Annotated in this window: 23 protein-coding genes; 15 read left to right on the top strand and 8 right to left on the bottom strand. The window is 54.4% G+C overall.

Annotation, left to right across the window (positions count from 1 at the left end; translation table 11 throughout):
- Nucleotides 1-53: 53 nt before the first annotated feature.
- Complete coding sequence (gene crrC, locus N037_RS15985; protein WP_023335935.1) at nt 54-446, bottom strand: colistin resistant protein CrrC; 393 nt, start codon at nt 444-446, stop codon at nt 54-56.
- Nucleotides 447-711: 265 nt separating this feature from the next.
- Here crrC and N037_RS15980 point away from each other — a divergent pair, with 265 nt between their 5' ends.
- Nucleotides 712-1,416: a response regulator gene (locus tag N037_RS15980; protein ID WP_032642162.1), complete on the top strand. Its 705-nt coding sequence runs from the start codon at nt 712-714 to the stop codon at nt 1,414-1,416.
- Nucleotides 1,413-2,477 (top strand): ATP-binding protein, encoded by a 1,065-nt coding sequence (locus N037_RS15975; RefSeq protein WP_032642160.1) that lies wholly within the window; start codon nt 1,413-1,415, stop codon nt 2,475-2,477. Before N037_RS15980 ends, N037_RS15975 begins: the two co-directional genes overlap by 4 nt.
- Here N037_RS15975 and N037_RS15970 read toward each other — a convergent pair.
- From N037_RS15970 to pspF, 7 genes are all read right to left on the bottom strand, one after another.
- Complete coding sequence (locus tag N037_RS15970) at nt 2,458-3,399, bottom strand: ATP-grasp fold amidoligase family protein (protein ID WP_032642158.1); 942 nt, start codon at nt 3,397-3,399, stop codon at nt 2,458-2,460. The genes N037_RS15975 and N037_RS15970 overlap by 20 nt on opposite strands.
- A 149-nt stretch (nt 3,400-3,548) precedes the next feature.
- Nucleotides 3,549-4,355, bottom strand: coding sequence for a putrescine export ABC transporter ATP-binding protein SapF (gene sapF, locus N037_RS15965; protein WP_023312051.1), 807 nt, complete (start codon nt 4,353-4,355; stop codon nt 3,549-3,551).
- Nucleotide 4,356: 1 nt separating this feature from the next.
- Nucleotides 4,357-5,349: a putrescine export ABC transporter ATP-binding protein SapD gene (sapD, locus tag N037_RS15960; protein ID WP_032642153.1), complete on the bottom strand. Its 993-nt coding sequence runs from the start codon at nt 5,347-5,349 to the stop codon at nt 4,357-4,359.
- Nucleotides 5,349-6,239, bottom strand: coding sequence for a putrescine export ABC transporter permease SapC (gene sapC / locus N037_RS15955; protein ID WP_023335930.1), 891 nt, complete (start codon nt 6,237-6,239; stop codon nt 5,349-5,351). The genes sapD and sapC overlap by 1 nt, the downstream gene beginning before the upstream one ends.
- Nucleotides 6,226-7,191, bottom strand: coding sequence for a putrescine export ABC transporter permease SapB (gene sapB, locus N037_RS15950; protein ID WP_032642151.1), 966 nt, complete (start codon nt 7,189-7,191; stop codon nt 6,226-6,228). Before sapB ends, sapC begins: the two co-directional genes overlap by 14 nt.
- A complete protein-coding gene (gene sapA, locus N037_RS15945; RefSeq protein WP_032642149.1) occupies nt 7,188-8,828 on the bottom strand; it encodes an ABC transporter substrate-binding protein SapA in 1,641 nt (546 codons plus the stop codon). The genes sapB and sapA overlap by 4 nt, the downstream gene beginning before the upstream one ends.
- A gap of 88 nt (nt 8,829-8,916) precedes the next feature.
- Nucleotides 8,917-9,894 (bottom strand): phage shock protein operon transcriptional activator, encoded by a 978-nt coding sequence (pspF, locus tag N037_RS15940; protein WP_032642143.1) that lies wholly within the window; start codon nt 9,892-9,894, stop codon nt 8,917-8,919.
- A gap of 166 nt (nt 9,895-10,060) precedes the next feature.
- Between pspF and pspA the strand changes: the two genes are divergently transcribed.
- The 13 genes from pspA (at nt 10,061) to pgmB (ending at nt 22,419) form a co-directional block, all read left to right on the top strand.
- Nucleotides 10,061-10,729 (top strand): phage shock protein PspA, encoded by a 669-nt coding sequence (gene pspA, locus N037_RS15935; RefSeq protein ID WP_023617933.1) that lies wholly within the window; start codon nt 10,061-10,063, stop codon nt 10,727-10,729.
- 49 nt (nt 10,730-10,778) lie between these two features.
- Nucleotides 10,779-11,003, top strand: coding sequence for an envelope stress response membrane protein PspB (pspB, locus tag N037_RS15930; RefSeq protein WP_023335925.1), 225 nt, complete (start codon nt 10,779-10,781; stop codon nt 11,001-11,003).
- A complete protein-coding gene (gene pspC / locus N037_RS15925; protein WP_023617934.1) occupies nt 11,003-11,362 on the top strand; it encodes an envelope stress response membrane protein PspC in 360 nt (119 codons plus the stop codon). The genes pspB and pspC overlap by 1 nt, the downstream gene beginning before the upstream one ends.
- A 12-nt stretch (nt 11,363-11,374) precedes the next feature.
- Entirely contained in the window at nt 11,375-11,599 is a 225-nt protein-coding gene (pspD, locus tag N037_RS15920; RefSeq protein WP_023335924.1) for a phage shock protein PspD, read from the top strand.
- Nucleotides 11,600-11,796: 197 nt separating this feature from the next.
- On the top strand, nt 11,797-13,494 hold the full coding sequence (locus N037_RS15915) for a sugar phosphorylase (RefSeq protein ID WP_032642139.1): 1,698 nt from the start codon (nt 11,797-11,799) through the stop codon (nt 13,492-13,494).
- Nucleotides 13,495-13,508: 14 nt separating this feature from the next.
- Nucleotides 13,509-14,801: an ABC transporter substrate-binding protein gene (locus N037_RS15910; protein ID WP_032642137.1), complete on the top strand. Its 1,293-nt coding sequence runs from the start codon at nt 13,509-13,511 to the stop codon at nt 14,799-14,801.
- A 22-nt stretch (nt 14,802-14,823) separates the two neighbouring features.
- A complete protein-coding gene (locus N037_RS15905; RefSeq protein ID WP_023335921.1) occupies nt 14,824-15,705 on the top strand; it encodes a carbohydrate ABC transporter permease in 882 nt (293 codons plus the stop codon).
- Nucleotides 15,692-16,534: a carbohydrate ABC transporter permease gene (locus tag N037_RS15900; RefSeq protein WP_032642135.1), complete on the top strand. Its 843-nt coding sequence runs from the start codon at nt 15,692-15,694 to the stop codon at nt 16,532-16,534. Before N037_RS15905 ends, N037_RS15900 begins: the two co-directional genes overlap by 14 nt.
- A 28-nt stretch (nt 16,535-16,562) precedes the next feature.
- Nucleotides 16,563-17,615 (top strand): zinc-dependent alcohol dehydrogenase, encoded by a 1,053-nt coding sequence (locus N037_RS15895; protein WP_023335919.1) that lies wholly within the window; start codon nt 16,563-16,565, stop codon nt 17,613-17,615.
- Between the two features lie 17 nt (nt 17,616-17,632).
- Nucleotides 17,633-18,421: a sugar phosphate isomerase/epimerase family protein gene (locus N037_RS15890; protein WP_032642133.1), complete on the top strand. Its 789-nt coding sequence runs from the start codon at nt 17,633-17,635 to the stop codon at nt 18,419-18,421.
- Between the two features lie 11 nt (nt 18,422-18,432).
- Complete coding sequence (locus N037_RS15885; protein ID WP_156369737.1) at nt 18,433-19,491, top strand: Gfo/Idh/MocA family protein; 1,059 nt, start codon at nt 18,433-18,435, stop codon at nt 19,489-19,491.
- Nucleotides 19,485-21,764 (top strand): glycoside hydrolase family 65 protein, encoded by a 2,280-nt coding sequence (locus N037_RS15880; protein ID WP_032642131.1) that lies wholly within the window; start codon nt 19,485-19,487, stop codon nt 21,762-21,764. The genes N037_RS15885 and N037_RS15880 overlap by 7 nt, the downstream gene beginning before the upstream one ends.
- Entirely contained in the window at nt 21,754-22,419 is a 666-nt protein-coding gene (gene pgmB / locus N037_RS15875; protein ID WP_032642129.1) for a beta-phosphoglucomutase, read from the top strand. Before N037_RS15880 ends, pgmB begins: the two co-directional genes overlap by 11 nt.
- Nucleotides 22,420-22,429 lie beyond the last annotated feature (10 nt).

Genomic DNA, 22,429 nt, shown 5'->3' with positions numbered 1-22,429 from the left:
CGAGCCTGTTTAGCGGACATGGGCGGTTTATGGAGGACGTGTGGAGCAGCGGCTCAAATCATTCTCAGAATGAGGTACAGCGGTGCTCCGCCAAAAAATATAATCAAATAACACTCGTAGTAGAAGATCAGATCCTCGATATCGGGCATCGCGTTTAACAGCACGGTGAACGTAATAATGAGATAAACAAAAATCACCATTAGCCAGAAGGCGACGACAAGCAGCTCGGTCAACGCGCCAGCTTTATTTTGGATCATCAGAGAGACCACCGACAATGCGATACAGCCATAGATGATGGGTGAAGAGAGCAGCGTCGAGGCGACTTTTTCATCCATTCTGTGTATTAGCACCAGCCAGGTATAAAGTAATCCCCACGACAGCAGCAGAAACAGGGAATATATACCCAGTTTTTTGGGAGAGAAATATTTAGAAAGTTCCGTGTTCATTATTCCAGCCAGCTTCATAAAGTCTTTAAGTAACAGGATTAATTTGCAACGCTCACTGCAAAAAGGGTTATACCCCAATAGCGATTTTGAACCGACATTGTCGAGTCTTTATTGACGGAATGTGTAGGCTGTATGGAGAAATAACCGCGCAGGTAAATCAGCCGGGAAATTTTCGCAACTACGGCACTTTTTCCCGGAGGCTGTGTCTTATTGTCCTAAAGATATCTGATAGCGAGCTCAAAGGGATTTCACCCGCGGAGATAAAATGCACAAAAATACGCTGATCCTTGTTGTTGAAGATGAAGACGACATCGCCGATATACTGATGAGTTACTTAGAGCGTTCAGGAATGAAAACGCTCAGAGCCATGCAGGGCGAACAGGCCATCGCACTCAATCGCCTGCATAAACCGGATCTCATATTGCTGGACATTCACCTGCCCGTATGTGACGGCTGGAGCGTGCTTACCACGCTTCGTCAGGAAAGTGCTGTCCCCGTCATTATGGTTTCCGCACTCGATCAGGATGTCGATAAGCTCATGGGGCTGAGACTGGGGGCGGATGATTACGTGATCAAACCCTTCAACCCTTCTGAGGTTGTCGCGCGGGTTGAGGCGGTGCTGCGCAGGACAAAACCCGCGCTTCAGCAGGTGGGTTCCCTGCCGCTCAGAACGCCTTTTATTACGGTCTATCCGGATGACTTCTATGTGGAAGTTACCGTTGGCGAAGAGGTTACCTCTCCGGTATTAACGACGACCGAATTTAAATTACTGACCTGGCTGGTGCGATATCCACGAAAGGTTTGTTCCCGCGAGGAGTTACTCAACGCGTGTCTGCCGGAAGGGGATACGCTCGACAGAACGGTCGACAGCCATATGAGCAAGTTGCGTAAAAAACTGGAGCTTGCCGGTCTTTATGGTGTTCCCGAGAGCATCAGAGGGATGGGCTACCGGCTTGGGGAAAAAAAATGAACAAAGAGTCTGTCCTGAGTCGTCAGATCTTAACGTACATGCTGTTGCTGACGTTTACGATAATCGCTATCGCCGTACTGGGCTCGTGGTTTTTTTACTCCTTTATTCTGGATCACCTCCCCGGCGGCCCTGCTGCGGGCGATGACGAGCAGATGACGATGTGGGACTGGGTATGGATTGGGACCGCGACAACGATCAGTCTGATTATTGCCCTCTTTTTCACGGTCAAACTGTCATCGCGAATCCTCACCCCGCTAAACGCGGTAGCGTCCAGCCTGAAAAAGATTTCTCAGGGCGATCTGGACGCCAGGGCATTCTGCGCCAGTTCCAGGCTGGGTGAGATCAATCACCTGGTGACGGATTTCAATGAAATGGCGGAAAAATTACAGACGCTGGATATTCAGAGGAAATCCTGGAATGCCGCTATCGCGCATGAGCTGAGAACCCCGGTCACGATCTTACGCGGACGGCTTCAGGGGTTGGTTGACGGTGTTTTTACCCCTGAGCCGGTGCTTTTTAATAATCTTCTTAAACAGACGGAAGGGTTAACCCGCCTGATTGAGGATCTCCGGGTTGTCAGTTCGAATGGCGGGGCGGGATACACGCTGTGCAAGTCAAGAACGGATCTAAAAGGGACAATACAGAACGCACTCGATACGTTCATGCCCGAGTTCAGCCGTAAGGCGTTTACCGTCAATACAGACCTGAGGGAGCAGCAATGCGTATTCGATCCGTTACGCATCAATCAGTGTCTGACCGTTTTATTTGATAATGCCTTACATTATTCAACCTCGCGCACGCTCATCGTGAAAAATGGCGTTTCGGATAAAGGCAATTATATCCTTATTCAGGACGGCGGACCGGGCATACCCAGGGAGTTTCATGATTTCCTGTTTCAGCCCTTTCAGCGCGATAATGGCGCCAGACATGTGAACCCGGAAGGCTGTGGTTTGGGCTTGTCGGTGGTAAAAGCCATCATGCTTGCGCATGGTGGCGATGTTACCTACACCTTATCGACGCAAAACCACTCGATATTTAAACTTACCTGGCCCGACGCGTGAGTTTCAGCGGCAGGTCAAATGCGCCTGCCGGCGATAAATGCCATATTTTTCCTAACTTAGCATCCCATTCCTGCGGGGTAATCGTCAGTTTTCCGCGCCTCGGGCTTAAGGTTATTTCACTGAAATAGATTTCATCTTTCTTTAGCATCAGGTCAACGCGGCAGTAGTCAAGTCCATCCGCAAGCTCCTGGGAGGCCAGCAATGCCTGTCGGAACAAAAGCGGTTCGCCAGGCTCTGCTGAAGTATTCGGATATTCCATCCGGAAGGGTTGTAAGTTCCAGTGCCTGTCATAAACGTTGATAAAACCGTTGCCGTTATCATCGGTAAAATCCGCCTCTACATAGTGGGCAACGCCGTGAAAGCAATGGATCCGCAGCATTTCGGGCGTAGTGTTCCTGTCAGCATCGTCAAAGAGATCGACAAATGGCTCGCAAAGAATACTCGGGGTAATGTTTTTGTACTGCCATTCGCGCGTGGTGTAGTACAAATTTTTCCTTAATGCGAGGCTCAGTTTTTTACACGCTTCCCTGACATTGAATTGCGCTTTGTTGGTACATATTATTGTGCTGCCGCTGTCATGGTTGCACTTAAGGACGAATTTGTCAGGGAGTACTGAAAAATCAATCTGCGACGGCCGGGAATAAACGCCAATTAATGGCACCGTCTTCACGCGCGTTGTTCTGGAGGAAACGTATGCCCGAACGGCGAGTTTATCGGCGAGCATCGTGTAGAAGTTATTATGGTCATAGACCAGACGATGACATATTTTTTCACTCAACGTCGTGGGTGATTGAATGTCAGGGGTTTCCCCGGCTGTTTTCTTAAGCCTTACAGTATGAAAGTGCAGGTCCGTCATTAAAAATGAACGGCATTTTCTGATGAGATACTCGGTGTATTTTAGAACGTAAGTGGTGGTGTTCATCTCTTCTCCTCCGTAATGACCGGATATTCTGGAGAAGGACTGTTGGTTTATTTTGCTTAGAATATGGAGCAGGAGTGGAGATGAAAAAATTGAAGGACTAAACAGCGTGTAAAAGCTATTTAATCCTTATTGAACAGTGCAACGTTTATTTAACGGTCTTTGCGCCATGCATCGGCGGTTAATGCTTCACCGAAATGACCGGCAATCAGCCGTTTTGTCAGCTCATGAAGCGGGGAGGCCATCACATCCGCCGTGCTGCCGCGCTCGACAACTTCTCCCTGGTGCATGACCATCACCTGATCGCTGATGTGCTTCATCATTCCCAGATGTTGGGTGACGTAGATATACGAGATCCCCTGTTTTTCCTGCAATTCCAGCATCAGGTTAATCAGCTGCGAGCGCATCGACATATCCAGCGAGGCAAGCGCTTCATCGGCAATGATCACTTTTGGCCGCAAAATCAATGCTCGCGCCAGACCCAGACGCTGTTTCTGGCCGGGGGCCAGCATATGCGGGTAGTAGCTTTCGTGATCAGGTAACAGCCCAACCATACGCAGGGTTTCAAATACGCGCTTACGGCGGGCCTCCGGCTCCAGGTCGGTGTTCAGACGCAGCGGAAAATCGAGGATCTGCGAAATGCGCTGGCGCGGATTAAGCGAGGTAGACGGATCCTGGAAGATCATGCGGATGCGCTGGCTGCGGAAAGAGTAATCGCCGAACGTCAGAGGATGATCGTCAATCAACACCTCGCCTGCAGTCGGTTCAACCATGCCGGCGAGCATTTTCGCCAGGGTGGATTTCCCGGAACCGTTCTCGCCGATGATCGCCAGGGTCTGTTTTTCACGCAGCGTAAAGCTCAGCGGCTTCACCGCGTCGACAGTCTGGCGATGAAACAGCCCCGTGCGGTAGCGAAAGGTCTTACTCAGGTTGCGGACTTCCAGTAAGGTTTCGACCATTTCACTCTCTCTCCATGTTCAGCGGGAAATGACAGGCGTATAAATGATTTTTGGCCCCGGTCAGGCGCGGCGTCTCGATACATCTACGCTGAGCATAAGGGCACCGCGGACCCAGACGACAGCCTATCGGCAGGGATTCAAGCAGCGGAATCGCCCCCGGCAGGGTATTCAGGCGGCTTTTATGCGGCATGGCGCTGCCAAAATCCGGAATGGCGCGGATAAGCGCCTGCGTATACGGATGATGCGGGGCGTTAATCAGATCTTCACTCGGCGCGGTTTCGACCGTTTGCCCGCAGTACATCACGTCAATTTTATCCGCCCATTTGCTGAGCATTTGCAGGTCATGGCTGATCAGCAAGATGGTGGTGTTGTTATTCTGGTTAAGACGCGACAGCAGGCGGAAAATTTGCGCCTGCGTGGTGGGTTCCATCGCGTTGGTGGGCTCATCCGCAATCAGCAAACGCGGCTGATTTGCCAGCGCGATGGCAATCATCACTTTCTGACATTCGCCGTCGGTCAGCTCATAAGGGAAGCTGCGCATCGCGTCTTTGTGATCTTTTATCCCGACGCGGTGTAAAAGCTCGATGGCGCGACGCTTACGCCAGCCAACGCGTTGCCACCAGCGGCCTTTATAGGTCCAGCCGGGAATGTTCTGCATCAGCTGTTTGCCCACGCGTTCGGACGGGTCGAGACAGGACTGCGGCTCCTGGAAAATCATCGAGACGTTATGCCCGACCAGCTTACGCCGCTCGCGGGGGGAGAGGCGCAGCAGGTCGATATCATCAAAACGCATACGGTCTGCCGTCACGCGCCAGTTGTCTTTCGCCACGCCGCAGATAGCTTTGGCAATCAGGCTTTTTCCCGAGCCGGATTCCCCCACCAGCCCGCGAATTTCACCTTCCGCAAGGGTAATACTGATGCGATCGACGGCTTTAACCCACCCTTCACCGGTTTTGAATTCGATGGTGAGGTTGCGAATATCAAGAAGCGGCATTATTGCACCCCCGCGTTAATTGCACGGCGAATACCGTCGCCCAGCAGGTTGATAAGCAGCACGCTCACCATAATGGCCGCCCCCGGCAGCATAACCGTCCAGGGCGCAACGTAGATTAACTCCAGCGCGTCGCCGAGCATCGCACCCCATTCAGGCGACGGCAGCTGTGCACCGAGGTCGAGGAAGCCGAGCGCCGCGATGTCCAGGATCGCCATGGACAGGGCGCGGGTGATCTCCGTGACCAGCCCGGCGGCGATGTTTGGCAACACTGCAAACCACAGAATGTTGAAGGTCGTCGCGCCGTCCAGACGCGCGGCGACGACGTACTCTTTTTCCAGCTCATCATGCACCATACTGTAAACCGAGCGCACGATGCGGGGCAGGATAGCCAGCCAGACCGCGAACATGGCATGCGACAGGTGCGGACCGGCAAAGGCAACAACGATGATCGCCAGCAGCAGGGACGGAATCGACAGCAGCGTATCCAGAATATGGTTAAGCACCGCCGAACGCAGGCCGTGCGTGGATCCTGCAAAAATACCAAGCGCCAGCCCACAGATCGTGGCCGCGAGCGTCACCACAAATGCGCCGCCCACCGTCGGGGCTGCACCGCTCAGCAGACGGCTCAACACGTCACGTCCGAGGTCGTCCGTTCCCAGGAAGAAAGAGACTTCGCCGTAGCGCGACCAGGACGGCGGCAGCAGCTGATAGCCAAGGAACTGCTGGTCAATGCCATACGGCGCAAACCACGAGCCAAAGACGCAAAGCAACGCCAGGCCGGCACAGCCGTAAAGGCCGATCATTGCCGTGGTATCACCATAGAATTTTCGCCACACGGTGCGCAGCACACCGGGCGTGCGCTTTTCACTGTATACGCTATCGTAAGGCATACCATTCCTTATGCTTCAATGGGTTGGCCATGGCACCCAAAATATCGGACAACACGTTAACAATAATCACCAGCGAACCAATCACCATCACACCCGCAGAAATAGCGGCGTAATCCTGCTGGCGGATGGCGTTAATCAGCCATCGCCCCAGACCCGGCCAGCTAAAGACCATCTCGGTGATCATGGCCAGCGTCAGCATGGTGGAAAACTGTAATCCCAGACGCGGAATAACCGGCGGCAGCGCGTTGTGCAGGACGTTGCGGCGCAGTATGGTCAGGCGGGACAGCCCGCGCGTGGCGGCGGCTTTGACGTAGTTCTGGTCAAACACCTCAATGGTGCTCAGGCGCATCAGGCGGATCACTTCGGTGGTCGGCGCAACCGCCAGCGTCAGCACCGGCAATACCATATGGCGCAGGGCGCTGACGATCATCTCATGGCGCCACACCGAATCGGAGAGCCACGCGTCAATGATGGCAAAACCCGTCACCGTTTTCACCGTATAGAGCAGGTCAAAGCGACCCGAAACCGGTAGCCAGCCCATCGTCAGCGAGAAGAACAGCGTCAGCAGCAGCGCCAGCCAGAATACCGGGATAGAGAAGCCGAGCAGGGCGAGGGCGCTGATAAACTTGTCCTGCCATTTGTTGCGATAGATCCCGGCCAGCATGCCTACGGGGATCCCTAGCATCAGGGCAAAGCCGAAGGCCAGAATGCACAGCTCCATCGTGGCCGGGAACACCTCTTTCAGCTGCTCGGAAATGAGCTGCCCGTTAATGCTGGACACGCCGAAATCCCAGTGCAGCAGTCCGTTAAACCAGAAGAGCCAGGCATCCCACAGCGACGACCCCTGGAGCGGGGCGTGGGGCGTGAAATAGCTCAGGCTGAAGCCGACAAAGTTCAGGAAAAAGAGCGTCACCAGCAGCAAAAGGAGCCGACGTAAGGTAAAAATAATCATGGTTTTTTCACCTCTTGATCTTTCTCACGCGACACGCCGGCGAACGAGGCGTTGCCGAACGGACTCAGCACCAGACCTTTAATATCATAACGATAGGCCTGAAGACGCAGGGAAGAGGCCAGCGGCAGCACCGGCAGTTCCTGGGCGAGGATCTTCTGCGCTTCATCATAGGCGTCAATACGCGAGGCCAGCTGCTGGGAAGCCAGCGCTTTTTGCAGCACGGCGTCAAACTCCCGGTTACACCAGTGGGCGTAGTTGGTCTGCGAGTTTATGGCCGCACAGCTCAGCAGCGGCCTAAAGAAGCTGTCCGGGTCGTTACTGTCGGTCGCCCAGCCGGTCAGGGTTAAATCATGATTCATGTCCATCAGGCGCGCCTCCTGGAAACGGCCCTCAACCGGTACTATGACCACCTTGACACCCACCTGCGCCATGTCCGCCTGCAGCAGTTCGGCGGTCTTGAGCGGGCTTGGGTTCCACGCCTGGGAACTGGTTGGCACCCAAAGCTGCAGCGTCAGGTTTTCCGCCCCCAGCGCTTTTAGCTGCTCACGCGCTTTTGCCGGATTGTATTCCGTAATTTTAGCTTCACCGTCATAGGCCCACGAGGCGCGAGGTAAAATTGAGGCGGCGGTTTCCGCCGTGCCGTAGTAGATCGACTGCATCAAACGCTGGTTGTTAATTGCCAGCGCCAGAGCGTGACGTACGGCAGGGTTATTCAGCGGCGGCTTATCCGTGTTAAAGGCCAGATAAGCGATATTCATGCCGGGGCGTAACGTCAGGCGCAGGCGCGGATCGTCGCGCAGGATGGTGAGCTGGCTGGCCGCGGGCCAGGCGAGCACGTCGCATTCCCCGGTGAGCAGTTTCGACAGACGTCCCGTTCCGCCTGAACCGAGATCGACCACCACCTGCGGCATCAGCGGGGTACCGCGCCAGAAATGCTCATGGCGCTGCAGACGAATATATTGCCCGGCGCGGTATTCGGCCAGCTGGAACGGACCGGTGCCGACCGGCTGACGATCGATTAACTCCTGACGATCCTTTTTCGTCAGGTTCGCCGCGTATTCAGCGGACATGACCGACGCATAGTGGGTCGCCAGGTGCCAGAGGAAAGAGGCATCCGGGCGCGTCAGCGTAAATTCGACCGTCCGGTTATCGAGCTTACGCACGCTTTTGACGGTGTCGGCAAACTGCAGGCTGTCGAAATAGGGGAAGTTGCTGCCGTTAACGTTATGCCACGGATGGTTGCGGTTAAAGATACGCTGGAACGTGAAGACCACGTCATCTGCGTTCAGCTTGCGCGTGGGGGTAAACCACGGTGTGCGCTGAAACGCGACGTCATCGCGCAGATGAAAACGGTAGGTTGCGCCGTTATCCAGCACTTCCCAGCTTTCCGCAAGCTCAGGCACCAGACGGTAGGTATACGGGTCAACATCAAGCAGACGATCGTATAGCTGTGCGGCCAGGGTATCCACGATCAGGCCGCTGCCCGCTTTTTGCGGGTTGAAGGTATCTACCTGGCCGCTTACGCAATAGACGAAGCCGCTGTCACGAATGTCAGGCTGCGGCGTTAGCCCGGGCGCGGCAAAGGCCAGGCTGCTAAACAGACCGAGTGCAAAAAAGGACGATAAAACCAGACGCATAATTTTTAAGGTTTTTAGGTTCGATCTGCAAAGTGTATCGCACTTACGCCTGCTTCGTAAAAATGTCTGCAGGTAAGTGCTGATATTGTCAGCGCAATTGATGCTTTTTAAGCAATGCCCTTAACTGATGGTAGGTCAGACCCAGCAGTTCAGCCGCCCGTTTCTGGTTATATTTCGCCGTCTTCAGGCTTTGTTCCAGCAGCTGTTTCTCCTGGTCGTTCTGAAACTGGCGTAAATCAAGGGGGAGAGAGGGGGCGTCGCCTGAAGACGATGGTGCGGGCAGCGGCGGTGCGCTGCGCTGAAAAGGATCGATAATGATGTTATCCAGCTCCGTTTCGCTGCTGCCGTGGCGATAAACGGAACGCTCCACGACGTTTTTCAGTTCGCGGATATTTCCCGGCCAGTGATAAGCCAGCAGCGTCTCCTGCGCATAATCGCTGAAGCCGGGGAAGAGCGGCAGACCGAGCTCGCGGCACATCTGAATCGCAAACTGGTCTGCCAGCAGCATAATGTCGCTTTTGCGCTCGCGCAGAGGAGGAAGCTGAACGACGTCAAAGGCCAGGCGGTCAAGCAGGTCGGCGCGGAATTTCTCCTCCGCCACCATTTCCGGCAGGTTGGCGTTCGTGGCGCACACCAGGCGCACGTTAACCTGCAGCGGCTGGCTACCCCCAACGCGCTCCAGCTCGCCGTACTCAATCACGCGCAGCAGTTTTTCCTGTACCAGCATGGGCGCGGTGGCCAGTTCATCAAGAAACAGCGTACCGCCGTCGGCGCGCTCAAAGCGCCCGGGATGGCGTTTCTGGGCACCGGTAAACGCACCCGCTTCATGGCCGAAGAGCTCGGTGTCGAGCAGGTTTTCATTCAGCGCCGCGCAGTTAAGGGAAATGAAGGGGCCGTCCCAGCGCCCGGATAAATAATGCAGACGGTTGGCTATCAGCTCTTTCCCCGTTCCGCGTTCACCGATAATCAGCACCGGTTTATTGAGCGGCGCCAGGCGAGAGACCTGTTCCAGCACTTCCAGAAAACTGTTTGCTTCACCGAGTAAATTGTCTTTGTATCCAGGCATGATGAAATTAACCACTCCTTAGCGATATTCACCAGGGAAGGATAGTTCTTCACTGCATGAAAATCAATCAGTCTCAGTAAAATCAATAAGATAAAAAGTTGGCACGATGTTTGTATTATCTGTACAGCAGGGCATAGCCCGATAACAGAACTATGAGGATTAGATTATGGGTATTTTTTCTCGTTTTGCCGACATCGTGAACGCCAACATCAACTCACTGCTTGAGAAAGCGGAAGATCCGCAGAAGCTGGTACGCCTGATGATTCAGGAGATGGAAGACACGCTGGTTGAAGTGCGTTCTACCTCCGCCCGCGCGCTGGCGGAGAAAAAACAGCTTACGCGTCGTATTGAACAAGCGACCGCTCAGCTGAACGAATGGCAGGAAAAAGCGGAACTTGCGCTGCGCAAAGATAAAGAGGATCTGGCCCGTGCGGCGCTGATCGAAAAACAAAAGCTGGCCGATATGGTCGCGACGCTTGAGCATGAAGTGACGCTGGTGGATGACACGCTCACCCGTATGAAGAAAGAGATTGGCGAGCTTGAAAACAAACTGAGCGAGACCCGCGCGCGTCAGCAGGCGCTGACCCTGCGTCACCAGGCGGCAAGCTCTTCCCGCGACGTGCGTCGCCAGCTGGACAGCGGTAAGCTAGATGAAGCGATGGCGCGTTTTGAATCGTTTGAACGTCGTATCGACCAGATGGAAGCGGAAGCCGAAAGCCACGGTATTGGTAAGCAGAAGTCGCTGGATCAACAGTTCGCCGACCTGAAGGCCGATGATGAAATCAGCGAGCAGCTGGCGGCACTGAAAGCCAAAATGAAGCAAGACAACCAATAATAATTCCTGCGGCACCTGAGCGTGCCGCATCGTAAGACAAGGAGTACACATGAGCGCGCTTTTTCTGGCCATTCCCCTGACAATTTTCGTGCTGTTCGTTTTGCCGATTTGGCTATGGCTGCACTACAGCAACCGTTCTTCACGGGGCGAACTCTCCCAGAGTGAACAACAGCGTCTGGTACAGCTAACTGATGAGGCGAACAAAATGCGCGAACGCATTCAGGCGCTGGAAGCCATCCTGGATGCTGAACATCCAAACTGGAGGGACCGTTAATGTCTGGACTGAATCTGAACAAAAAGTTGTGGCGTATTCCACAGCAGGGCATGGTGCGCGGCGTTTGTGCCGGGCTGGCTCATTATCTTGATGTTCCGGTCAAACTCGTGCGCGTGGTCACGGTGCTATCGATCTTTTTCGGTCTGGCATTTATTACCCTCGTGGCATACATCGTCCTGTCGTTTGTCCTTGATCCGATGCCGGAAGGAGAACTGGCTGCGGAAGGTGCCCCCACCAGCAGCGATCTTCTTAATGCGGTTGATGAGCAACTCGCCGCCGGTGAGAAGCGGCTACGGGAAATGGAACGCTATGTCACGTCGGATACCTTTACGCTGAGAAGTCGCTTTCGTCAGCTTTAAGAGAGAGATGAGATGAAACAACGCTGGCAACAGGCCGGTCAGAAGGTAAAACCCGGCCTGAAAATCGCAGGTAAACTGGTCCTGCTGACTGCATTACGATTCGGCCCGGCAGGTGTGGCGGGTTGGGCGATAAAATCCGTTGCCCGCAAGCCGGTTAGAATGGTGCTGGCCGTGGCGCTCGAACCGCTTTTGCAAAAGGTGGCAAAACGGCTTTCACGCCGCTACTTATCCCAATAATTCCCGCTGGCGTTAGCCCTTTCCTTTCCGGGAGAGGGACTGGCGGCGGTTAACCGCATTATCTTTTTTCCCCGTGCTTTCTTTGCGGCAGCTCACAATATTGCGCTGAGCTGCTTTGCAAACACCTTTTTCTCCTCCCCGGTCCGTTGACAGATATTTTTCATGGGAGTAGATTGCCACTTCGTGGGACCGCTACCATGGAAAGTGAGATGAATCCAAAAATTAAAGAACTTATTAATCTTGTTTACGGGGAAACGTTTTCTGAAGCCCATCTTGCTGTGCTGAAGGGAAATATTGAAAAGGCCGCTTCTGTTATTACAGAAGAACGTAAAAAGGCCTGGGATGAAAAAGATGTTGTTCTGATCACCTATGCCGATCAGCTTTCAGCGAAAGGGGAGAAGGCGCTGCCGGTTTTTACACGCTTTTATAACAAATGGCTTTCTCATTCTTTTTCACACGTCCATCTTTTACCTTTTTATCCCTGGTCTTCAGACGACGGGTTTTCTGTTATTGATTATCATGAAGTTGCTCCTGAAACGGGTACGTGGCGAGATGTTGCTGAGTTAAAACAGTCTGCGAGCTTAATGTTTGATTTCGTCTGCAACCATATGTCAGCCAAAAGCAAATGGTTCGCTAATTATCTTAAGCAAACGCCGGGCTATGACGATTTCTTTATTTCTGTCGATCCTGAAACAGACTTATCCGCGGTGACGCGTCCGCGCGCCTTACCGCTTCTTACGCCTTTCACGCTGCATGATGGCAGCGTGCGACACCTGTGGACGACCTTCAGCGAGGACCAGGTTGATCTCAATTTCGCCTCTCCGCAGGTGCTGATCGCGATGGTCGACGTGCTTCTGCATTACCTGATTGAAGGGGCGCGATACATTCGTCTGGATGCTGTAGGCTTCATGTGGAAAATACCCGGAACAAACTGCATTCATCTTGAGCAAACCCACCAGCTTATCCAGCTTTTCCGCGCTATCACCGAGGCCGTCGCTCCGGGGACGGTGATTATCACCGAGACGAACGTTCCGCATAAAGATAACGTTGCTTACTTCGGTGACGGTGAAAATGAAGCGCAGATGGTTTATCAGTTCTCATTGCCCCCGCTGGTACTGCATGCAGTGCATTGTCAGAACGTCCGGACGCTGAGCCAGTGGGCAGCGTCGCTTACGCTGCCTTCAACGAAAACCACCTGGTTTAACTTCCTGGCCTCGCATGACGGGATTGGTCTGAATCCGTTACGCGGCATTTTACCTGAGTCGGAAATCCTCTCACTGGTGGAGAAACTTCAGGCTGAAGGGGCGCTGGTTAACTGGAAAAATAACCCGGATGGTACTCGCAGTCCTTATGAAATTAATGTGACCTATCTGGATGCATTAAGTACGCGTGACAGTCTTGATAGCCATCGGATTGCCCGGTTTATTCTGGCGCATGCCGTCCTCTTAAGCTTCCCCGGCGTGCCTGCGGTTTATATTCAGAGTATTCTCGGCTCGCGTAATGATTATGCAGGTGTTGAACGTCTGGGATACAACCGCGCGATAAATCGTGAGAAATACACAGCAGGACAAATTGATAGCGCGCTTGAAGATAAAAATAGCCTTCGTTATCAGGTTTATTGCGCGTTAAGTCAGCTAATCTCGCTGCGTCGGGCGGAAAAAGCATTCCACCCTGACAGTGAAGCTTATTTTAGCGCGTGTGGGGAACATGTTTTAAAAATCTTTCGCGTGGCGAACTGTGGCGAGAGGATAACGGCGCTGTTTAATTTCAGTGATAGTATTAAAACGGTGGAATCTGATATTCAAGGCGGGACGGAGTTGATTACCGGAGAAGATATTACAGATAAAACGCTCACCCTACATCCATGGCAGGTGTTGTGGATTAAAGAAAACTAAAAAGGACCTTAAAAATGAAAATGCCCAGAATTGTGCTGATATCAGCACTGGTTTCGTGCGCCCTGTTATCAGGCTGCAAGGATGACAAAAAGTCTGCTGTCACCATCGAGTTTATGCACTCATCGGTCGAGCAGGAGCGTCAGGCGGTTATCACGAAGCTGATCGAAAAATTTGAGAAAGAGAACCCTGGCATCACGGTGAAACAGGTGCCGGTAGAAGAGGATGCCTACAACACCAAGGTCATTACGCTCGCCAGAACGGGCGCGCTGCCTGAGGTGATAGAAGTCAGCCACGACTACGCCAAAGTCATGGACAAGGAACAGCTGCTGGATCGCAAAGCGATTGGTGAAGCCATTAAAGCGGTAGGCGAAAACACTTTTTATGACGGCATCTTGCGTGTTGTTCGTACGGAAGACGGTGCTGCCTGGACGGGCGTGCCAGTCAGTGCCTGGCTCTCCGGCGTCTGGTATCACAAAGATGTGCTTGCTGCAGCGGGTATCCAGGAGCCACATAACTGGGAACAGCTGCTTAAAGCCAGCCAGAGCCTTAACAACCCGGCCAAAAAACGTTACGGCATTGCGCTGCCCACCGCGGAAAGCGTGATGACAGAGCAGGCATTCTCCCAGTTTGCGCTTTCCGGTGGCGCGAACGTTTTTGATGCCAAAGGGAACGTCAACATTGAAACCCCTGAAATGGCAAAAGCCCTGGCGTTTTATAAAGCCCTGGCCGCGACCACCATGCCGGGTTCAAACGACGTCATGGAGATCAAAGATGCCTTCATGAATGGTTCTGCGCCGATGGCGGTTTACTCCACCTACATCCTGCCCGCGGTATTCCAGGATGGAAACCCTGCCAACCTGGGCTTCGTTGTCCCAACAGAAACATCTTCTGCTGTTTACGGCATGGTCACGTCCCTGACGATTACCACCGGTCAAACGGAAGATGAAACTCAGGCGGCTGAAAAATTTGTGACCTGGATGGAGCAGGCTCAAAACGCAACCGACTGGGTCATGATGTCGCCTGGCGCGGCACTGCCGGTTAACAAGCTGGTGGTGGGCACCGATACCTGGAAAAACAACGATGTGATTAAAGCGTTTGGGCAACTGCCTTACGAACTGATTGCGCAGTTCCCGAATGTGCAGGTCTTTGGTGCCGTGGGCGACAAAAACTTCACACGTATGGGCGATGTAACCGGGTCCGGCATTATCAGTTCCATGGTGCATAACGTCACGGTGGGAAAACACGATCTCAGCAACACGCTTAGTGACAGCCAGAAGCGACTGACTGATCTGATTTCACAACGATAGGAGCGCTCTGCGGAAGGAAATTATGAAGACGTTGTTTTCTGGTCGTTCAGATATGCCTTTCGCCATGCTGCTGTTGGCCCCCAGCCTGATTTTGCTGGGGGGCCTGGTGGCCTGGCCAATGATTTCCAATATTGAAATCAGTTTCTTACGTCTGCCGCTTAACCCGCGTATTGATGCGGTGTTCGTTGGGCTCGATAACTACATCCGCATTCTCGGGGATGTTGCGTTCTGGCACTCCCTGTGGATGACATTCTGGTACACCGCGCTGGTGGTGATCGGCAGCACGGGGTTGGGGCTGGCTGTTGCGGTCTTCTTTAACCGTGAGTTTCGTCTGCGGAAAACGGCGCGTTCACTGGTGATTTTGTCCTACGTCACGCCGTCCATTTCGCTGGTGTTTGCCTGGAAATACATGTTCAACAACGGCTACGGCATTGTGAACTACCTGGGCGTTGACCTGCTGCATCTGTATGACCAGGCGCCCCTGTGGTTCGACAATCCTGGCAGCAGTTTTGTACTGGTGGTGCTGTTCGCCATCTGGCGCTACTTCCCGTACGCGTTCATTTCGTTCCTGGCGATTTTGCAGACCATTGATAAGTCGCTGTATGAAGCGGCGGAAATGGACGGCGCGAATGCCTGGCAGCGTTTTCGAATCGTTACGCTGCCCGCGATTATGCCGGTGCTGGCAACGGTGGTGACGCTGCGCACTATCTGGATGTTCTACATGTTTGCGGATGTCTACCTGTTGACGACCAAGGTCGATATTTTGGGCGTCTACCTCTACAAAACGGCATTCGCTTTCAATGATTTGGGTAAAGCTGCGGCGATTTCCGTCGTGCTGTTCGTGATCATCTTCGCGGTGATTCTGCTGACCAGAAAAAGGGTAAACCTCAATGGCAACAAATAAACGCGTACTGAGCCGTATTGGTTTTTATCTGGGGCTGGCGGTGTTTCTGGTCATCACGCTGTTCCCGTTCTTCGTGATGCTAATGACGTCATTTAAGAGTGCGAAAGAGGCGATATCGCTTAACCCGACCATATTGCCGCAGGCGTGGACGCTGCAGCATTACGTCGACATCTTTAACCCGCTGATTTTCCCGTTTGTGGACTATTTCAAAAACAGCATGGTGGTGTCGTTGACCTCCTCCGTGATTGCCGTGCTTCTCGGCACGCTGGGGGCTTACGCTCTATCCAAACTGCGTTTTAAGGGCCGCACGACGATCAATGCGAGTTTTTACACCGTCTACATGTTCTCCGGAATATTGCTGGTGGTGCCGCTGTTCAAAATCATCACTGCCCTTGGGATCTACGACACCGAGCTGGCGCTGATTATCACCATGGTGACCCAAACGTTACCGACAGCGGTGTTCATGCTGCGCAGCTATTTCGACACCATCCCGGACGAAATCGAAGAAGCCGCGATGATGGACGGCCTGAACCGCCTGCAAATCATCTTCCGCATCATCGTACCGCTGGCGATTTCCGGGCTCGTATCGGTGTTTGTCTACTGCTTCATGGTGGCGTGGAACGACTATCTGTTTGCGTCCATTTTCCTGTCCAGCGCCAGCAATTTCACCTTGCCGGTCGGGCTGAACACGCTCTTTAGCACGCCAGATTATATCTGGGGTCGCATGATGGCGGCATCGCTGGTGACGGCGCTTCCGGTGGTCATCATGTACGCCCTGTCTGAACGTTTTATTAAAAGTGGTTTGACCGCCGGTGGCGTGAAGGGCTGAGGCGGCCAATTTTAACAAGGAGTCAGTCATGAAAAAATTAGTTGCGACAGCGCCTCGTGTGGCGGCGCTGGTGGAGTATGAAGATCGTCCGGTTGCGGTTCATGAAGTGAAAATTCGTGCCCGCTTTGGCGCGCCGAAACACGGTACCGAAGTGGTGGATTTCCGTGCGGCAAGCCCGTTTATTGATGAAGATTTCAACGCAGAGTGGCAGATGTTCACGCCGCGTGAAGAGGGGGCCGCGCGCGGTATCGAATTCGGTAAGTTCCAGCTGGGCAACATGATTGTTGGCGACATTATCGAATGCGGTGATGACGTCACTGAATATCAGATCGGCGACAGAGTCTGCTGCTACGGCCCGCTGCAGGAAACGGTCATCGTCAACGCGGTGAACAACTACAAGCTGCGCAAAATGCCGCAGGGGGCGTCCTGGAAAAACGCCGTTTGCTACGATCCCGCGCAGTTCGCCATGAGCGGCGTCCGTGATGCCAACGTCCGCGTGGGCGACTTTGTGGTCGTGGTCGGTCTGGGAGCCATTGGGCAGATTGCGATTCAGCTGGCGAAAAAAGCCGGGGCGTCAGTGGTTATCGGCGTTGATCCAATCGAACATCGCTGCGAGATCGCGCGCCGTCACGGTGCGGATCACTGTCTGAACCCCATCGGCACTGATGTCGGTCTGGAAATCAAAAAACTGACCGGGAAGCAGGGCGCGGACGTGATCATCGAAACCAGCGGGTTTGCGGATGCGCTGCAATCTGCGCTGCGCGGACTGGCCTACGGCGGCACCATCTCCTATGTCGCCTTCGCAAAACCGTTCGCGGAAGGCTTTAACCTTGGCCGCGAAGCGCACTTCAACAACGCGAAGATTGTCTTCTCCCGCGCCTGCAGCGAGCCTAACCCGGACTACCCGCGCTGGAGCCGCAAGCGTATCGAAGAGACCTGCTGGGAATTGCTGATGAACGGTTATCTCAATTGTGACGATCTGATCGACCCGGTTGTGACCTTCACCACCAGCGCTGAAAGCTATATGAAGTATGTCGATCAGCACCCGGAGCTCAGTATCAAAATGGGTGTCACTTTTTAAGCTAAGGAGAGCAAATTATGAAAATCGCAACACAAAACCAAGCCTTTTTCCCGAGCACTATCCTGGAGAAATTCAAGTACATCAAAGCAATGGGTTTTGATGGCTATGAAATTGACGGCAAGCTGCTGGTGGAAAACCTCGCCGATGTGAAAGCGGCTATTAAGGCCACCGGCCTGCCGGTGACGACGGCCTGCGGCGGATACGATGGCTGGATTGGTGACTTTATCGAAGAGCGTCGTCTGAACGGGTTAAAGCAAATCGAACGCATTCTGGAAGCGCTGGCCGAAGTGGGCGGCAAGGGCATTATCGTGCCTGCTGCCTGGGGAATGTTTACCTTCCGTCTGCCGCCAATGACCTCTCCACGCAGCCTCGAAGGCGACCGCAACGCGGTGAGCGCTTCGCTGCGCTGGCTGGATGACGTCGCGGCACGCACCGGGACGACCGTTTATCTGGAGCCGCTGAACCGCTATCAGGATCACATGATCAACACCCTGGCTGACGCGCGTCGCTATATCGAAGAGAACGGCCTGAAGCACGTGCAGATCATCGGCGATTTCTATCATATGAACATCGAAGAAGACTCTCTGACGGACGCGCTGCATCAGCATCGTGATCTGCTGGGACATGTGCACATCGCAGATAACCACCGCTATCAGCCGGGCAGCGGCAGCCTTGATTTTGCCAGCCTGTTCGATCAGCTCCGTGCGGATAATTACCAGGGGTACGTAGTGTATGAGTGCCGCGTACGCGCCGAGGATCCGGCTCAGGCATACCAGGACTCGCTCACTTATCTGCGTGAATGCTAAGGATGACGAGCGTGATGAGTGCTTCTACACCTTCGCCTCTGCGCGTCGCCATTATTGGTGCCGGGCAGGTCGCGGACAAAGTGCATGCCTCGTATTACGCCACGCGCAGTGATGTTCAGATGGTGGCTGTCATGGACAGCCACCCTGAACAGGCTCGGGCGTTTGCGGAACGTCATGGTATTTCCTCGGCATGGCAGGATGTGCGAGAGATGCTCGAGGCGGTTAAGCCGGATGTGGTGAGCGTCTGTTCGCCTAACCGGTTCCACTTCGAGCACGTCATGGCCGCGCTGGAAGCGGGCTGCCACGTAATGTGTGAAAAACCGCCGGCCATGACGCCGCAGGAGGCCGATAGGATGCGCATGGCCGCGCGCAGGGCGGGAAAAGTGCTGGCGTATGATTTTCACCATCGTTTTGCTCTCGATACGCAACTGCTGCGTGAGGCTGTGATGAAGGGGGCGCTGGGGGAAATTTATTACACCACGGCGCAGGCGCTACGACGCTGCGGGGTTCCCGGCTGGGGCGTCTTTACCAACAAAACGCTTCAGGGCGGTGGGCCGCTGATTGATATCGGCATCCATATGCTCGATGCCGCGATGTACGTGCTGGGGTTCCCGGCGGTAAAAAAGGTGACGGCACATAGCTTCCAGAGGCTGGGCAACCGTAAAAGCAGCGGCCAGTTTGGCGAGTGGGATCCCGCGCACTTTACCGTTGAGGATGCCCTGTTTGGCACGATTGAGTTCTGCAACGGTGGCCTCCTGCGTCTGGACACCTCTTTTGCGCTTAACATCCGCGAACAGTCCATCATGAACGTCGCATTCTGCGGTGATAAGGCGGGGGCAACGCTGTTCCCGGCGCACATCTACAACGATGAAGCCGGTACTTTAGTCACCCTCACGCAGCGTGAAGAAGCTGACGACCAGCGGCATATGCGCAGTATGGATGCCTTTGTACGGCATGTGCAGGGTGAGCCCGTCACGATAGCTGATGCGGAGCAGGGGCTGGTTATCCAGCAGCTTGTCGCCGCGCTGTATGAATCAGCAGAAACAGGGGAAAGCGTGACGCTATGCTAAACGTGTCTGTATTAACCGACCCGGGCTTTTGTCCGCACAGTCTGAATAAGTACGCCTCCATCATGGCCTGCGGTAACGGCTACATGGGGATCCGCGCTGCGCACGAAGAAGATTACACCCAGCAAACCCGAGGCATGTATCTTGCGGGTCTCTATCACCAGGCGGGGCGTAACGAGAGCACTGAGCTGATCAATCTGCCGGATATCACCGGTATTGATGTTGAGCTGGATGGCGTCAATTTCACGCTCCTGTCAGGCGAAATTCTTGAGTGGCAGCGCGAGCTGGCGTTTGCCAACGGCGAACTTCGTCGCCGCGTCGTGTGGCGCTCGCCTGACGGGAAACGCTATCGTCTGGAAAGTCGTCGTTTTGTGTCGCTGGATCAGCTGCCGCTTGTGGCCATGCAGCTTGCGATCACCCCGCTTGATGATGCCTCGCAGGTGGTGATGAAAACCGGCATTGATGCAACGCAAACGAACAGCGGCAGACAGCATCTGGATGAAATGTCGGTCAGAGTGTTTGACCAGCAATACATGCAGGGCGTGTATGAAACGCAGGACCGTGCGTCAGAAGTTGTTGTTTCTGCGTTTTGCCAGCTCTCCGCGAAGAGCGACAGCTGTTTCACTGCCAAAAATCGTCGTCTCAGCGTTCATCATTCGCTGAAGATTGCGAAGGGTGACACCGTCACGCTAGAGAAAATCGTCTGGGTGGCACATCGCAGCGATAAAGCACTGTCGCAGGCGTCTTTCGCTCGCAACGCGCTGGCCGATCTTAAGGTCTGTGCGGCAAGAGGCTACGACGCGTTGCTTGAGAGTTCATCGTATGCCTGGGAAGAGGTCTGGCGTGACGCTCGGGTGGAAGTGGACTCTACGGAGTATCAGGATCAGATGGCGCTGGATTACGCCGTCTGGCATTTGACGACCATGACGCCTGCCCATGATGAGCGAAGCAGTATCGCCGCCAAAGGGCTAACGGGCGAGGGGTACAAAGGCCACGTCTTCTGGGATACCGAAATTTTCCTGCTGCCTTTCCATCTTTTCACTCGTCCGCAAGTGGCCCGCAGTCTGCTGCGCTATCGCTGGCTGAACCTGGCCGGGGCCCGGGAAAAAGCCCGCCGCAACGGTTGGCCGGGCGCGCTGTTCCCTTGGGAGAGTGCCGCGAGCGGCAAAGAGGAGACGCCGGAGTTCGCGGCGATCAACATCCGTACGGGCACGCGGCAGAAAGTGGCCTCCGCCCTGGCCGAACATCACATCGTGGCGGACATTGCCTGGGCCGTTGTGGCCTACTGGCAGGCCACGCGCGATGATGCCTTTATGCGTAATGAAGGGCTGACCCTGCTGGTGGAGACGGCAACGTTCTGGATGGGCCGCGCCACGGAGGTCAACGGGCGCCTGGAAATTCATGATGTGATTGGGCCGGACGAATACACCGAGCATGTGAATAACAACGCCTACACCAACTATCTGGCCTGGCACAACGTTGCCTGCGCGCGCCGGTTTATGGCGATGTTTGGGCGTGAGGATGAAGGTTTTACGCAGAATGCCACGCGGTTCCTGACGCGCTTATGGCTGCCGGAGGCCAATTCAGACGGTGTGATCCCGCAGGATGATACCTTCATGGCGAAACCTGCCATTGACCTGAGCCGCTATAAAGTGAAAGCGGGTAAGCAGACCATTCTGCTCGATTATTCCCGCGCGGAAGTGAACGAGATGCAGATCCTTAAGCAGGCTGATGTGGTGATGCTTACCTACCTGTTGCCGGAGCGGTTTACCCCGCAGGAATGTGCCGCCAACCTGGCGTTCTACGAGCCCCGCACGATCCATGACTCTTCGCTGAGCAAGGCCATTCACGGCATTGTGACCGCCCGCTGCGGTGACACCGAGGGTGCCTACGCCTTCTGGCGTGAGGGTGTCGCCATTGACCTTGGGGACGACCCGCACAGCTGCGATGACGGGATTCACGCCGCTGCGACCGGCGCGATCTGGTCCGGCGTCATTCAGGGCTTTGCCGGCATACAGATTGTGGAAGGGGAACTGCACCTTGCGCCGAGGTTGCCAGCCCACTGGCGAAGACTTGCTTTCCCCCTGCGCTGGCGGAACGCAATGCTGCACTTTACCTATGAAAATGAGGTTTTAACCCTTGAAACTTCGGCACCGGTCACGCTGACGCTGTGGGGCAAAACGCTTCACGTATCGGGGCATAAGGTTTGCGCCTATAAGGACTTTCTTACATCTGTAGATGGGACCGCTACCACGGAGATGCGACATGATGCTTAAGGCTGTTGTATTCGATCTGGACGGTGTGATCACCGATACCGCACACCTCCATTTTTTGGCCTGGCTTGCAGTGGCGGAGGAGATCGGCATCGCCTTCGACGACGTGTTTAACGAACAGCTGAAGGGCATTAGCCGCATGGATTCCCTTCAGCGCATCCTGAAGCACGGCGGGAAAGAGGGGATATTAAGCGATGAGCAGTGCATCGCGCTGGCGACGAAAAAAAACGCGCTCTATGTCCAGTCTCTGGCGTCACTGACGGAAGATTCTCTGCTTCCCGGTATTCGCGACGTGCTGGCGGATATCCGTGCGGCGAACGTCAAAATTGGGCTCGCCTCCGTTTCCCTGAATGCCCCTGGCATATTGCGTGCCCTTGGCATTCAGCAGGCTTTTGATTTTTGCGCTGATGCTTCCCTCATTGCCTGTTCGAAGCCAGACCCGGAGATCTTCCTCGCCGCCTGTGCAGGCCTGAATGTGCGTCCTGAAGAGGCCATGGGCATCGAAGATGCACCGGCTGGCGTTGAGGCGATCAACGCGGCGGGAATGCTGTCGGTTGGGATTGGCTCAGGCCTGACCCATGCGGGATTACAACTTCATTCAACGCGGGAACTGACCTGGAAATGCCTGACCGAGTTTTGGGCATCCCGGACGTATTGATAAGGAATTA

The organism is Enterobacter sp. EGD-HP1, from assembly GCF_000733275.2.
GTDB lineage: Bacteria > Pseudomonadota > Gammaproteobacteria > Enterobacterales > Enterobacteriaceae > Enterobacter.
The sequence above is the reverse complement of the archived record's forward strand: the minus strand, read 5'-3'. Positions and strand labels throughout refer to the sequence as shown.

Bases quoted from the DNA above. Each gene is read 5' to 3' on its own strand.
- sapD (WP_032642153.1), bottom strand. From the start codon at position 5,349: ATGCCGCTTCTTGATATTCGCAACCTCACCATCGAATTCAAAACCGGT.
- N037_RS15980 (WP_032642162.1), top strand. From the start codon at position 712: ATGCACAAAAATACGCTGATCCTTGTTGTTGAAGATGAAGACGACATC.
- N037_RS15905 (WP_023335921.1), top strand. From the start codon at position 14,824: ATGAAGACGTTGTTTTCTGGTCGTTCAGATATGCCTTTCGCCATGCTG.
- sapC (WP_023335930.1), bottom strand. From the start codon at position 6,239: ATGCCTTACGATAGCGTATACAGTGAAAAGCGCACGCCCGGTGTGCTG.
- N037_RS15880 (WP_032642131.1), top strand. From the start codon at position 19,485: ATGCTAAACGTGTCTGTATTAACCGACCCGGGCTTTTGTCCGCACAGT.
- pspD (WP_023335924.1), top strand. From the start codon at position 11,375: ATGAAACAACGCTGGCAACAGGCCGGTCAGAAGGTAAAACCCGGCCTG.
- crrC (WP_023335935.1), bottom strand. From the start codon at position 446: ATGAACACGGAACTTTCTAAATATTTCTCTCCCAAAAAACTGGGTATA.
- pspB (WP_023335925.1), top strand. From the start codon at position 10,779: ATGAGCGCGCTTTTTCTGGCCATTCCCCTGACAATTTTCGTGCTGTTC.
- pspC (WP_023617934.1), top strand. From the start codon at position 11,003: ATGTCTGGACTGAATCTGAACAAAAAGTTGTGGCGTATTCCACAGCAG.
- pgmB (WP_032642129.1), top strand. From the start codon at position 21,754: ATGATGCTTAAGGCTGTTGTATTCGATCTGGACGGTGTGATCACCGAT.
- sapB (WP_032642151.1), bottom strand. From the start codon at position 7,191: ATGATTATTTTTACCTTACGTCGGCTCCTTTTGCTGCTGGTGACGCTC.
- pspA (WP_023617933.1), top strand. From the start codon at position 10,061: ATGGGTATTTTTTCTCGTTTTGCCGACATCGTGAACGCCAACATCAAC.
- N037_RS15900 (WP_032642135.1), top strand. From the start codon at position 15,692: ATGGCAACAAATAAACGCGTACTGAGCCGTATTGGTTTTTATCTGGGG.
- N037_RS15895 (WP_023335919.1), top strand. From the start codon at position 16,563: ATGAAAAAATTAGTTGCGACAGCGCCTCGTGTGGCGGCGCTGGTGGAG.
- N037_RS15975 (WP_032642160.1), top strand. From the start codon at position 1,413: ATGAACAAAGAGTCTGTCCTGAGTCGTCAGATCTTAACGTACATGCTG.
- N037_RS15915 (WP_032642139.1), top strand. From the start codon at position 11,797: ATGGAAAGTGAGATGAATCCAAAAATTAAAGAACTTATTAATCTTGTT.
- N037_RS15970 (WP_032642158.1), bottom strand. From the start codon at position 3,399: ATGAACACCACCACTTACGTTCTAAAATACACCGAGTATCTCATCAGA.
- N037_RS15890 (WP_032642133.1), top strand. From the start codon at position 17,633: ATGAAAATCGCAACACAAAACCAAGCCTTTTTCCCGAGCACTATCCTG.
- sapF (WP_023312051.1), bottom strand. From the start codon at position 4,355: ATGGTCGAAACCTTACTGGAAGTCCGCAACCTGAGTAAGACCTTTCGC.
- N037_RS15910 (WP_032642137.1), top strand. From the start codon at position 13,509: ATGAAAATGCCCAGAATTGTGCTGATATCAGCACTGGTTTCGTGCGCC.
- pspF (WP_032642143.1), bottom strand. From the start codon at position 9,894: ATGCCTGGATACAAAGACAATTTACTCGGTGAAGCAAACAGTTTTCTG.
- sapA (WP_032642149.1), bottom strand. From the start codon at position 8,828: ATGCGTCTGGTTTTATCGTCCTTTTTTGCACTCGGTCTGTTTAGCAGC.